Below are 12,671 nucleotides of genomic sequence, written 5' to 3'. Positions count from 1 at the left end.
TTATTAATTATCAATTATCAATTATCAATTATCAATTATCAATTATCAATTATCAATTATCAATTATCAATTATCAATTATCAATTTTCCATTGTCTCATAGTCACCAGTCCCCAGTCCCCAGTCACCAGTCCCCAGTCACCAGTCACCAGTCCCCAGACATAAAAAAGCGGTAAGTAAGTTAATGTTTACCTACCGCCGAATTTTTAAGTTACTCTCTAGTAAAAGAGCATTAAATTAAACTTATAAACGACCGATGTTAGTCAGTCCTAAAACAATACCAATACCAATTACATGACCAAAAGCCATTGCACCGATAAAACCTGCTACACTTACGGGAAGTAAAGGCATTTGGGGTCCTACTTTGGGCGCTTTACTTGCCAAACTGAGTAAAAGTACCACCAAACAACTGGCACTGATAATAATACCAACTGTAGGACTCCACTCAGGTGTAGCGGGTACGGATGCTGCTGCTAATAAAATAGATGATAACAAGATGTATTCTCCTATTATGAAAAATGAATCCAAACCTACAAAATTATAGAATTAGCTAGGACAAAGCAAAAGTTTTTCCTTTAAATTAATGTACTTTTGTAATTATTTTTAATTTCCCCCGTCATTTATTAAACTTATCTCACACTTAAATGCGAGTTAAAATTTGCGGAATTACTCAACCACAGCAGTCTTTAGCTATAGCTAACTTAGGTGCAACCGCACTAGGATTTATTTGTGTGCCAACTTCACCACGCTACGTTACCATAGAACAGATACAAGCAGCAGTAGCACCACTACCAGATCATATTGATAAAATTGGCGTTTTTGCCAACAGCAGCATTTTACAAATTAGTGAAACTGTACAAACATCTAAATTAACGGGTGTACAGTTGCACGGAGATGAAACACCAGAATTTTGTGATCAATTACGTCAAATTTTACCAAACATAGAAATTATTAAAGCCTTGCGAGTGAGAAATTTACAACAACTAGAAACCACAGCTAACTATATTGACTATGTAGATACTTTACTATTAGATGCTTACCATCCCCAACAATTAGGAGGAACAGGAAAAACATTAGATTGGGAAATGTTACAAGCTTATAAACCTAGTCGTCCTTGGTTTTTAGCAGGAGGACTAACACCAGATAATATATTAACAGCTTTAAGTCAAATTCATCCCGATGGAATTGATTTATCTAGTGGTGTAGAACGTTCACCAGGAGATAAAGATTTAGATAAAGTAGAGTTATTATTTGCTAGGTTAAAGTCTGTGTGAGTATTCAGCTATCAGTAATCAGTAATCAGTTTACTGAAAGCTGATAAATGAATGATTTTGTCAGCATCAGGACACCCTTCGGGAAATCAAAAGTCAAAAATTAAAAATTAAAAATTAAAAATCCGCGTTCATCTGCGTTCAAATTTTGTCATAATCAGGTGGTTATCGAGTTTCGACTACGCTCAACTACCGCGACTTGTACTGAGCGGTTAGTGAGCGCAGTCGAACTATGTCGAAGTAAGTCGAGATAATATCCAGGATTTAAGGATAGATTACATCAGGTTTTATACTAGTTGTTTTTTGTATTTGATTTGTCGTATATTGAGAATAGGCGATCGCTCAAATCTTGAGGTAGTGATAAAATAGAAAAATCAGGACAAAAATCAGGACAAAAATCAGGACAAAAATAAAGACAACCGTGTTTAATTTGGTTCTTCAGTACATAGTATGCCAAACTATTAATTAAACATCAAAAATGTGTTTAAAAATAAAGGCAAAAATGGCAGAAACAAATCACTAAACTTACGCCTGGAAGGGTTGCACAAGCGATGCCTGGGATTTTAGTCAGGGTTTCCACTCCTGCCCAACCGCCAAAACCACGGGGTAAATCTCCCGGCTGGAAGACCGGACAGAACAGACAACGTAGAATTCGCTATCCTATCGTTAAAAAGCGTACTTCACCTTCACGTAAAGCCCAGCCAAAAACTGCTTGATTTCTCATTTTTTGAATTTTTTACTTTGCTTTTTTTCAACTCAGCTTCCCTGAGTCATTTTGTGTTTTTAGTCTAAAGTTCAGTAGTTATACTTAAACGTAGTCTAAAACCTCATAAAACATCAACTACTCATCCCTACACCTAGCGAGAGAGTGTAGAAGAGGCAGGGGAGCAGGGAGCAGAGAGCAGGGAAAATTATTTGTATTTTCCCAGTCCCCAGTCACCAATCACCAAAAAATAAGATAATTGTTTTTTTCTAAAGTATTGTTACCAGAGCGTGATATGATTCAACTGACTGAATGTGCAGTCACCCTATTTAGCTGTACTGGTTTCAAGTCCCGTGAGCTTGTCAGAAGAACAAATTGTACCCACTCCGACAACAGAACAAGATACTCAAGCTAGTTCTGAAGAAAAACAGCCAGCAAGCTCCTCCATGCAGGAGTTTTATCAACTCTATCAAGAGTTGTTGGTAATCACGCTTGTGTTAACAGGGGTCATTTTCATCTCTGTTTGGGTTTCCTATTCCCTCAACATTGCTCTAAATTATTTATTAGGGGCGTGTGCAGGTGTGCTTTACTTGAGGATGTTGGCCAAAGATGTAGAGCGATTAGGTACAGAGAAACAAAAGCTGAGTAAAACCAGGTTAGCTTTATTAGTCATCCTGATTTTGTTAGCATCAAAGTTGAAACAACTGGAAATCATGCCCATATTCTTGGGATTTCTCACCTATAAAGCCACACTCATCATCTATGTAGTTAGAGTGGCGTTTATATCTGACTCCACAAAGCTCCGGCAACCTTAAAACGCTCTGTTTCTCCAGTAAGATGAGAGAAGCGATCCAACTAACAAGAAAATGCTGAATTTTCTGAACTTTTACTCCCTTCCATTGGCAGAATTGGAAGTGGGTAAACATCTGTACTGGCAAATAGGCAACTTAAAGCTACATGGACAGGTGTTTCTCACCTCCTGGTTTGTAATTGGCGTATTAACACTGGTTTCCATCTTGGCAAGCAGCAACGTTAAACGCATTCCTAGCGGCATTCAAAACTTGATGGAATTTGCCCTAGAATTTATTCGGGACTTAGCAAAAAACCAGATCGGCGAAAAAGAATATCGCCCCTGGGTGCCATTTATCGGCACATTGTTTTTGTTTATTTTCGTGTCTAACTGGTCAGGGGCATTAGTTCCATTTAAACTAATTCATTTGCCAGAAGGTGAACTGGCCGCTCCCACCAGCGACATTAACACAACAGTTGCCTTAGCACTGTTAACTTCATTAGCTTACTTCTATGCTGGATTCAGCAAGAAAGGCTTAGGGTACTTCGGCAACTATGTGCAACCAGTTTCCTTCATGTTGCCCTTCAAAATTATTGAAGATTTCACCAAGCCTCTTTCCCTAAGCTTCCGTTTATTCGGTAATATCTTAGCTGATGAATTGGTCGTAGGCGTGCTAGTGTTGCTAGTGCCTCTATTTGTACCATTGCCAGTAATGGCCTTGGGATTATTCACAAGTGCTATTCAAGCCCTAATTTTTGCCACCCTCGCCGCCGCCTATATTGGTGAAGCGATGGAAGATCATCATGGCGAAGAGCATGAGGGACATCACTAAACCCCTCAGATGACAAAAGTCAGTCATGAGGTGACAGGTGACAGGTGACAGGTGACAGTTATGAGGTGACAGGTGATGGGTGACAGGTGACAGAAAGTAGTCAACAGTCAACCGAGAGCAGTCAACCAAAAAACAACATCTGATCGCTGAAAGCTGATAACTGATAGCTGACTACTAAACAACTCTACAAGTTCAACAACTAACCACTGTATAAAGTAAGGAAAGAATATCATGGATCCATTAGTTTCTGCTGCTTCCGTATTAGCTGCTGCTCTCGCTGTTGGTTTGGCTGCAATCGGCCCTGGTATTGGTCAAGGTAACGCAGCAGGACAAGCTGTGGAAGGTATTGCTCGTCAGCCTGAAGCAGAAGGTAAAATTCGCGGTACATTGTTGCTCAGTTTGGCGTTCATGGAAGCGTTAACCATCTACGGTCTAGTAGTTGCTCTCGTACTGTTGTTTGCTAACCCCTTCGCATAATTAGTACACAGTCTGAGTACACAGTCTGAGTGCTGAGTGACAAAAATTAGGAGTTAGGAGTTAGGAGTTAGGAGTTGAATTAATGACTCACTAACTCATAACTCATAACATCCACCAATCATAACTCAGGACTACAACCATAGATAGGAACAAGCAACAATGACACACTGGATCACCTTATTGGCAGTAGAAGAAGTTGCCAAAGAAGGGGGCTTGTTTGACTTAGATGCGACTTTGCCCTTGATGGCAATCCAGTTTCTAGTTTTAGCCCTGATATTGAATGCAACTCTCTATAAACCATTGGGTAAAGCCATTGATGGACGTAATGAATATGTCCGTAACAATCAATTGGATGCCCAAGAACGCTTGTCAAAAGCGGAAAAGTTAGCCGAGCAGTATGAACAAGAACTAGCCGGCGCAAGAAGACAAGCACAAGCGATTATTGCCCAAGCTCAAGCAGAAGCGCAAAAAACAGCAGCCCAGAAAATAGCTGCCGCGCAGCAAGAAGCCCAAGCACAAAGAGAAAAAGCAGCTGGTGAAATTGAGCAGCAAAAACAACAAGCTTTAGCTTCCTTAGAAGCTCAGGTAGATGCCCTCAGTCGCCAAATACTAGAGAAGCTGTTAGGTGCTGACTTAATAGGCCAACGCTAACTCGCAGAATTGTCGGGGAAGGGAACAGGGAACACTTCGACAAGCTCAGTGCATCGCAGGGAACAGGGAACAGTGAAGAAAGTAATCACTGAAAACTGACCACTGACCACTGACTACTGACAATAGATTTTGAATTTGGCAGCGCAGTTGTGGATAGAAAATCATGGGGACTTTTGTACTATTGATGGCGGAAGCAGCCGCCGTCGGAGGTGAACTGGCAGAGGGAGCAGAACATAGTGGTTTTGGTCTAAATACTAATATTTTAGAGACCAACCTAATTAACCTTGCCATTATTATTACTGTACTGTTTGTTTTCGGACGTAAGGTTTTGGGTAATACCCTCAAATCTCGTCGAGAAAATATTGAAACAGCAATTAAGAGTGCAGAGCAAAGAGCAGCGTCAGCTGCAAAGCAATTGCAAGAAGCGCAACAAAAGCTAACGCAAGCTCAAGCTGAAGCTACCAGAATTAAAGCTGATGCAGAAGTAAGTGCAAAAACTGCTGGTGAGGCTATTTTGGTTCAAGCTGCTGCTGACATTGAGAAAATGCAAGCTGCTGGTGCGGCTGACTTGAATGCAGAACTAGAGCGCGTAATTTCTCAATTGCGTCAAAAAGTAGTAGCTCAAGCACTGCAAAAGGCGGAAGCTGAACTCAAGACTGGCATTGCTGAGGATGCTCAAAAAACTATTATTGACCGTAGCATCGCTCAATTGGGAGGTTAGAAACCATGAAAAGTAATGCAGCTACAGCAGAAGTAGCCCAGCCTTATGCACAGGCTTTGTTATCCGTTGCTCAAGCAAATAATTTGACAGAAGAGTTTGGTGCAGATGCACGGACTCTAGTTAGTTTGATTTCTGGTTCTGGGGAATTGCAAAACTTTTTGGATAACCCCTTTATTCAACCAGAAAACAAAAAGAATTTCCTCAAACAATTGTTAGGGGAAGGTGTTAACCCCTATCTGAGAAATTTCATTTTGCTGTTGGTTGATAGAAGACGAATTTCTTTTCTAGAGCCAATTTTACAGCAGTATGTAAACCTGTTACGGGAATTGAATCAAACGGTTTTAGCAGAAGTAACTTCTGCTGTTCCTTTGACAGATGCACAACTGCAAACAGTGAAAGAAAAGGTTCTTTCTATTACCAAAGCACGGGAAGTAGAAATTGAAACCAAAATCGACACCGATTTAATTGGTGGTGTGGTGATCAAAGTCGGTTCTCAAGTTATTGATGCCAGCTTACGTGGTCAACTACGTCGCCTTTCTTTGCGCTTAACTAATGGTTAGGTAATGGGTAATGGGTAATGGGTAATGGGTAATGAATCATATTCTTCCCAGTCACCAGTCACCAATCACCAATCACCGTTTACCAAAAACTTCTTTTGTCTTGAAAGAACACTGAACAATAGGCATAATGAGCATTTCAATTAGACCTGACGAAATCAGCAGCATTATCCAACAACAAATCGAGCAATATGACAAGGAAGTCAAAGTTGCTAATGTTGGTACTGTACTGCAAGTTGGTGATGGTATTGCCCGGATCTATGGCTTAGAAAAAGCTATGGCTGGGGAACTCCTAGAATTTGAAGATGGTACTGTTGGTATCGCCCAAAACTTAGAAGAAGATAACGTTGGTGCGGTATTGATGGGTGAAGGCCGCAATATCCAAGAAGGCAGCACCGTTACCGCTACTGGTAGAATTGCTCAAGTAGCTGTAGGTGATGCTTTAATCGGTCGTGTTGTTGACGCTTTGGGTCGCGCTATTGATGGTAAGGGCGAAATCAAAACTGGCGAAAGTCGTTTGATTGAATCCCCAGCCCCCGGTATTATTGCACGTCGTTCTGTACATGAACCCATGCAAACTGGTATTACCGCTATTGACTCGATGATTCCCGTAGGTCGGGGTCAGCGTGAGTTGATTATCGGAGACCGCCAAACCGGTAAAACTGCGATCGCTATTGACACCATTATTAACCAAAAAGGTGAAGATGTAGTTTGTGTATACGTAGCCGTTGGTCAAAAAGCTTCCACCGTTGCTAACGTTGTGCAAACTTTACAAGAAAAAGGCGCGATGGACTACACCGTAGTTGTCGCCGCTAACGCCAGTGACCCTGCAACTTTACAATTCTTAGCTCCCTACACAGGCGCTTCTATTGCTGAATACTTCATGTATAAAGGCAAAGCGACCCTGATTGTTTATGATGATTTGTCTAAGCAAGCTCAGGCTTATCGTCAGATGTCCTTGTTGTTACGTCGTCCACCCGGACGGGAAGCGTACCCTGGAGACGTATTCTACATTCACTCTCGCTTGTTGGAACGTGCTGCTAAACTCAGCGATGAATTAGGTAAAGGTAGTATGACTGCATTACCTATCATTGAAACCCAAGCTGGTGACGTATCCGCTTACATTCCTACCAACGTAATTTCTATTACTGACGGTCAGATTTTCTTATCTTCTGACTTGTTCAACTCTGGTATCCGTCCTGCGGTTAACCCCGGTATCTCCGTATCCCGTGTAGGTTCTGCGGCACAAACCAAGGCGATGAAGAAGGTAGCAGGTAAGATTAAACTGGAATTGGCTCAGTTTGACGACTTACAAGCGTTCGCGCAATTTGCTTCTGACTTAGATAAAGCTACTCAAGATCAGTTAGCTCGTGGTGTACGTTTACGGGAATTGTTGAAACAGCCCCAAAACGATCCTCTATCTGTAGCTGAACAAGTAGCGATTCTCTACGCTGGTATTAACGGTTATTTAGATGACATTGCTGTAAACCAAGTTACCAGCTTTGTTAGAGGTTTCCGTGAATACTTGAAGACTGGTAAGAACTCCTACTACTCAGCAGTACAAGGCAGCAAAGTATTGGGAGATGCTGAAGAAGCAGCCCTCAAAGAAGCTTTAGCTGATTACAAGAAGACCTTTTTAGCTACAGCGTAACAGTTAATGGGTAATGGGTAATGGGTAATAGGTAATAGCAAGAACTTTTACCCAATTACCAATTACCAATTACCAATTACCAATGACCTAAATATTATGCCTAATCTCAAAGCAATACGCGATCGCATTCAGTCGGTCAAAAACACCAAAAAAATTACCGAAGCTATGCGGCTAGTGGCTGCGGCGAGAGTACGTCGCGCTCAAGAGCAGGTAATTGCCACCCGTCCCTTTGCTGACCGTTTGGCACAAGTATTATTTGGTTTACAAACTCGCTTAAAGTTTGAAGATGTAGACCTACCACTACTGAAAAAACGGGAAGTTAAATCTGTTGGTTTGTTGGTAGTTTCAGGTGATAGAGGTCTGTGTGGCGGTTACAATGCTAACGTGATCCGTCGTGCAGAAAACCGCGCTAAGGAACTCAAAGCGGAAGGTTTAGATGTAACTTTTGTGATCGTGGGTCGCAAAGCTACTCAATACTTCCAACGTCGTGGTTACAAAATTGATGCTAACTACACTGGTTTAGAACAAATTCCTACAGCAGCAGAAGCTACTAATATCGCTGATGAGTTGCTTTCTTTGTTCTTGTCAGAAAAGGTAGACAGAATTGAGTTAATTTATACTCGCTTCGTGTCTTTGGTGAGTTCTCGTCCTGTGGTGCAAACTTTGTTACCTTTGGATACTCAAGGTTTGGAAACCGCAGATGATGAAGTTTTCCGCTTAACTACTCGTGGTGGTCAGTTCCAATTGGAACGGGAAAAGGTAGCTAGTACAGTTCGCGCTTTACCCCGTGACATGATTTTTGAACAAGACCCTGTACAAATTTTAGATTCTTTATTGCCTTTATATCTGAGCAATCAGTTATTAAGAGCTTTACAAGAGTCCGCAGCTAGTGAACTTGCTGCACGGATGACTGCGATGAGTAATGCTAGTGATAATGCTGGTCAACTCATTAGCACTTTGACTCTTTCTTATAATAAGGCGCGTCAAGCTGCTATTACTCAGGAACTTCTGGAAGTTGTGGGTGGTGCGGAAGCACTTAGTTAATTTGGTAGTTGGTGATGGGTGATGGGTAATTGAATTGGTAAGATTATTATTTATCACCTATTGCCGATTACTTGATGAGGTTTAAGAAGGAATGAACCACGAAGATTTATCAGACCCAAAATGCACACTTTTTCAGGTATACCCTTCAAAATCCTGGCATCTTTTTCTTGTTTATTAGCCTCAAACCTTCAATATATCTAGCTTTTGTCTTTATTCAGCAACCGCTAACTACCTTGTCACCCGTTAAGGAATAGCGGGCAGGATGCCACAAGAAATTTTTAGACATTGGGAAATTTTGTATTTTTTATAATCCAAAATCTAAAATCCAAAATCTAAAATCGGATCATCTTCTCAAAACTAACTGAAAGGAATTTAAATATCCGGTAATAGTTTTTTCTAATGTGGAACGCTGTTTTCTAGAAACTATTGCCATGACTTGATATAATCTTCCTTCAGCAACATACATCCTATTTGTAGTTACTTTACCAGCCGAATCTATATACTGAATTTCTTTACCTGGATGACTGTTGGAACTGCGAATATTACGTTCACTAATTAAATTGCTTTGTGTTGCTTTTAAAGTATTTTCTTTGGCTTGATTCAATATTTGTTGTGGGCTAGTCATCTTAGCATAGCTGTAAGGAAATTCATTGTAAGTGACTAAATACGCAACTTCCTGTTCCGGTGGTTGGGCTACAAATATGTTTAATTTTATTTCTCCCATGTAGGTTTTTTGAATTTGAGTTTTCGTGTTTGGTCTGACTGGCATTAAAACTTGAAAACTCTTATCTGGGGGAGTAAATATTTTCCATTGTGACTGCACTACTTCGGGAACATTTGGTTTTTTGTGAGTAGCTATAGGTTGGGATTTACTTACCTCGGCAGAAATAAACCCACTATAAACAAAAGTGGCAGTAATGAAAGGTATTAAAAATTCAATATTCAATTTCATATTCATAATTTGTAGCCCTCGCAGATGCGGTTTTTATTGTTGCTGCTATTTATAACCTAAAAGCAGATAAAGCCGCACCTATTAATCCTACTTGTTGGTTAAGGATTATATGCACCGGTATTTCTTCGAGGAGGGAACGCATTCTGCCTTTTTGGGTGAAATTTAACATAAAACTCCCATTTTGCATCAAGGGCAGAATTTTCGGGGCAATGCCTCCAGCAATATATAATCCTCCGTAGGGTAAGAGTTTTAAGGCTAAGTTGCCGGCTTCTGCACCGTAAGCTTCGACGAACATTTGTATGGTTTGTTCTGATAGGCGATCGCGTTTTTCTAAAGCTGCACTACCAATAGCAGCACCAGGATCAACGGTTTTTTCTGCTTTTCCGGCTTCTTGTTCCCAGCTTCTGACTATTTGGGCTATTTCTGGGTTTTCTGTGTCTATTTGTCTATCTCTTAAAAATTGGTAAATGGAAGTGATCCCTAAACCGGAAACTACTCTTTCTACAGATGCACGTTGAATATCATGTTTAGACAATAAATATTTCAACAGTTGAAATTCTAATTCATTGCGGGGGGCAAAATCTGCGTGGCCACCTTCGGAGGGAAAAACTTGATATTGGTTTCCTTGTTTGATTAAAAAACCTTGTCCTAAACCTGTTCCTGCACCAATAACCGCCATCGGTGCATCAGGTTGATATTTACCAACTTGTAAGGTGACTAAATCTTGTGTGGTTAAACCAAAAATACCATAACCGACGGCTGCAAAGTCATTAATTAGGGAAATTGCCGGAATATTTAATTGTTTTGCTAATCTTTCCGTGTCTAAAAACCAAGCTAAATTAGTGAGTTTAGCGGTGTTTTGTACTACGGGTCCGGCGATCGCAAAACAAGCTTTTTCTGGTGTAGATGTATTGCCTGTTGATAGATTCGCTGCGGCTAAAAATTTTTGGACAATTGGCACTAAATCAGGAAAATCTCCACTGCGGTAACTTTCCTCATACAAGGTTTTTAAACCTAATGAGTTTGAAGACTCTACCAGGCGTAAAATTGTTTTCGTGCCACCGATATCTCCCGCTAATAGTAATGTCATAAAATTTATCAGTTAGTTTGTTAGTTTGTTGGTTTGTGTGTGACTTGTACTTTAATTATTTACCTATCAGTAAACAGTATTGATATTTTTCAGGTTTACTTCCAAATAATTGCTCGAAATCAAATATTCTGACTCCTGACTCCGGTTGGTGAGCGAAGCGATGCACTGAGCGCGCTCGAAGTGTCGAACCAGTGACTCCTGACTTATACAAATCTTACTACTTCCTCTACTGTAGTTAAATGGGAAGTATCTCCTTTTAGTTCTAGCAACCATTGTGATTCTTGACGCACCACTTTTACTAAAGAACATAATGTAGCTTTAACTTCTGCTTTAGCTATATCCCCCACAAATCCCATTGCCGCACCTAACACAGAAGCCCCATGTGCTACTAACAGAATATCATCTGGCCAAAATTCTGCTGCTAAACATCTAGCGGTTTGTGCAGAACGATATCTCACTTGTTCATGGGTTTCGGGATATTTTGCTGCTATCTGGGGTGTGTAGCCTGTGTCTATTCTAGGAAATAATGCTTTTAATTCTGGGGTTGAGAGTCTTTCTGGTTCTTCTGTCATCCATGCGGGATTTAACCACTCACTTAAACCTGTTTCTAGTCTAATCTCTAATTCTAATGCTTCGGCGACTGCGTTGGCGGTTTGCACTGTTCGCAAAAAAGGAGATGCGAAAATATGTTTGATTTTTTCGCCTTTGAGTCTTTTTGCTAGTTGTTGTGCTTGGATCATGCCATCATCTGATAATGGTGGATCATAGCGTTTTTCGGCTGTGAGAAACCAGTCAGGGTTTACAAAATCAAGGCGGTTGGCGTGTCTGGCGATCCAAATAATTTGACTCATGGGGCAAATTTTACAGGTATCAATGCTTGTATTTTGGGTATGTTTTAAATATTAGGGCATAATTGTTATGTTTTGTGATCTTGAAGATGATTTTGTTTTTTTAATGAACCACGTTATGCGAAGCATTTCCCGAAGGGTAGACGCGAAGGACACGAAGAGAAGAGGGAAGTGAAGAAGGAAGTGATTTTTTGTAATATCAACCACTAATTTATCTCTTCTCATAGTTGGCTTACCTGATAAAATTTGTGGATCTGAATGAATGTATTTTCCCCAGTTCATGATTTAAACCATCCCTGATTTTCGGTAATTTCATTTCTTTAATTTTATCTCACGTTTCTCACTAAAAAATTATCATGTCCACAACTTTTTTGAAAACGTCTTAAAATCTCTGTACTACAAATTCCGGGGGTACCATCTTTAGAATAATAAAAAAATACTTCTTATAAAAATCTACCATAATCAGAACAAACAGGATCTATCCCATTAACATTCCATTTTTTGTTAGCAGTAATAAAAGTAGACTTTAAATCTTTAATCGTAGTGCGAAAAGGTTTTTCTGGACTTTTATAATCTGAAGGAATAACTAGAGAATATTTTAAATTTCTACTTAATGTCAGATATTCTATAGGTTTTTTACCCGTACAAGTTCCATGTTTTTGCCATTGATGATCAAAAAGTCGATCATTGGGAAATAAACCTCTAAACTTTTGCTTAACTAATGGTGGTAATTTTTCTGTAGAACAGTTAGCAGGATAACCTTGTTGATATTGTGGCCAAAGTCTATGTAAAACAAAACCGTATTTTTTCCCTGTTCCCAACTCATTTCTTTAACTCGTTTGGCCATGGTGTCTGCACCGATATAAGTCCCTAAAGTTTTTGTCCAACTTGTGGCCATGCGCCATCTGACTGTGGGTAAACTACTTTGTGTGGCAGTGGATGTAGTTTTTCTAGCACAGGCTGTTGTCAGTACGGCTGTTGCAGTGGCGATCGCCCCAGTGTTGATAATTAGCTTGATAATTAGCGGGCAAGATGCCCGCACCACAAGAAATATTTGTATATTTTTTGTATTTGAAATTCCCTAA

The 12,671-nt window shown here is 40.2% G+C and carries 15 protein-coding genes; 10 read left to right on the top strand and 5 right to left on the bottom strand.

Going from position 1 to position 12,671, the window contains the following annotated elements; translation table 11 throughout:
• Positions 1 to 242: 242 nt before the first annotated feature.
• The gene (gene psaK / locus FFR48_RS01710; RefSeq protein ID WP_096572347.1) at positions 243 to 494 is read right to left on the bottom strand and encodes a photosystem I reaction center subunit PsaK; all 252 of its coding nucleotides are present in this window, start codon (positions 492 to 494) and stop codon (positions 243 to 245) included.
• A gap of 149 nt (positions 495 to 643) precedes the next feature.
• Between psaK and FFR48_RS01705 the strand changes: the two genes are divergently transcribed.
• The 9 genes from FFR48_RS01705 to FFR48_RS01665 all read left to right on the top strand — a co-directional run bounded on the left by FFR48_RS01705 (position 644) and on the right by FFR48_RS01665 (position 8,696).
• Positions 644 to 1,273: a phosphoribosylanthranilate isomerase gene (locus tag FFR48_RS01705; RefSeq protein ID WP_137666145.1), complete on the top strand. Its 630-nt coding sequence runs from the start codon at positions 644 to 646 to the stop codon at positions 1,271 to 1,273.
• A gap of 1,053 nt (positions 1,274 to 2,326) precedes the next feature.
• Positions 2,327 to 2,788: an ATP synthase subunit I gene (locus tag FFR48_RS01700; RefSeq protein WP_096572891.1), complete on the top strand. Its 462-nt coding sequence runs from the start codon at positions 2,327 to 2,329 to the stop codon at positions 2,786 to 2,788.
• Between the two features lie 51 nt (positions 2,789 to 2,839).
• The gene (gene atpB / locus FFR48_RS01695; protein WP_096572349.1) at positions 2,840 to 3,595 is read left to right on the top strand and encodes a F0F1 ATP synthase subunit A; all 756 of its coding nucleotides are present in this window, start codon (positions 2,840 to 2,842) and stop codon (positions 3,593 to 3,595) included.
• Positions 3,596 to 3,826: 231 nt separating this feature from the next.
• Positions 3,827 to 4,072, top strand: coding sequence for an ATP synthase F0 subunit C (atpE, locus tag FFR48_RS01690; RefSeq protein WP_010994186.1), 246 nt, complete (start codon positions 3,827 to 3,829; stop codon positions 4,070 to 4,072).
• Positions 4,073 to 4,231: 159 nt separating this feature from the next.
• Complete coding sequence (locus tag FFR48_RS01685) at positions 4,232 to 4,723, top strand: F0F1 ATP synthase subunit B' (protein WP_096572350.1); 492 nt, start codon at positions 4,232 to 4,234, stop codon at positions 4,721 to 4,723.
• 163 nt (positions 4,724 to 4,886) lie between these two features.
• The gene (locus tag FFR48_RS01680; RefSeq protein ID WP_096572351.1) at positions 4,887 to 5,444 is read left to right on the top strand and encodes a F0F1 ATP synthase subunit B; all 558 of its coding nucleotides are present in this window, start codon (positions 4,887 to 4,889) and stop codon (positions 5,442 to 5,444) included.
• Positions 5,445 to 5,449: 5 nt separating this feature from the next.
• Positions 5,450 to 6,004, top strand: a complete 555-nt coding sequence (gene atpH / locus FFR48_RS01675) for an ATP synthase F1 subunit delta (RefSeq protein WP_096572352.1) — start codon at positions 5,450 to 5,452, stop codon at positions 6,002 to 6,004.
• Between the two features lie 127 nt (positions 6,005 to 6,131).
• Entirely contained in the window at positions 6,132 to 7,652 is a 1,521-nt protein-coding gene (gene atpA, locus FFR48_RS01670) for a F0F1 ATP synthase subunit alpha (RefSeq protein WP_096572353.1), read from the top strand.
• A 96-nt stretch (positions 7,653 to 7,748) separates the two neighbouring features.
• Complete coding sequence (locus FFR48_RS01665; protein ID WP_137666144.1) at positions 7,749 to 8,696, top strand: F0F1 ATP synthase subunit gamma; 948 nt, start codon at positions 7,749 to 7,751, stop codon at positions 8,694 to 8,696.
• A gap of 343 nt (positions 8,697 to 9,039) precedes the next feature.
• Here the strand turns inward: FFR48_RS01665 and FFR48_RS01660 are convergent, their stop codons facing one another.
• The 4 genes from FFR48_RS01660 to FFR48_RS01645 all read right to left on the bottom strand — a co-directional run bounded on the left by FFR48_RS01660 (position 9,040) and on the right by FFR48_RS01645 (position 12,407).
• Positions 9,040 to 9,642: a hypothetical protein gene (locus FFR48_RS01660; RefSeq protein ID WP_137666147.1), complete on the bottom strand. Its 603-nt coding sequence runs from the start codon at positions 9,640 to 9,642 to the stop codon at positions 9,040 to 9,042.
• 55 nt (positions 9,643 to 9,697) lie between these two features.
• Positions 9,698 to 10,738, bottom strand: coding sequence for a glucokinase (locus FFR48_RS01655; RefSeq protein ID WP_137666143.1), 1,041 nt, complete (start codon positions 10,736 to 10,738; stop codon positions 9,698 to 9,700).
• A 203-nt stretch (positions 10,739 to 10,941) separates the two neighbouring features.
• Positions 10,942 to 11,589, bottom strand: coding sequence for a histidine phosphatase family protein (locus FFR48_RS01650; protein ID WP_096572356.1), 648 nt, complete (start codon positions 11,587 to 11,589; stop codon positions 10,942 to 10,944).
• Positions 11,590 to 12,029: 440 nt separating this feature from the next.
• On the bottom strand, positions 12,030 to 12,407 hold the full coding sequence (locus FFR48_RS01645) for a ribonuclease T2 family protein (protein WP_236103972.1): 378 nt from the start codon (positions 12,405 to 12,407) through the stop codon (positions 12,030 to 12,032).
• Positions 12,408 to 12,482: 75 nt separating this feature from the next.
• Between FFR48_RS01645 and FFR48_RS01640 the strand changes: the two genes are divergently transcribed.
• On the top strand, positions 12,483 to 12,671 hold the full coding sequence (locus tag FFR48_RS01640) for a hypothetical protein (protein ID WP_162501827.1): 189 nt from the start codon (positions 12,483 to 12,485) through the stop codon (positions 12,669 to 12,671).

The organism is Sphaerospermopsis reniformis, from assembly GCF_005402885.1.
Classification (GTDB): Bacteria; Cyanobacteriota; Cyanobacteriia; order Cyanobacteriales; family Nostocaceae; genus Sphaerospermopsis; species Sphaerospermopsis kisseleviana.
Note: the sequence above shows the minus strand (reverse complement) of the source record. Positions and strands in the feature narration are given on the sequence as shown.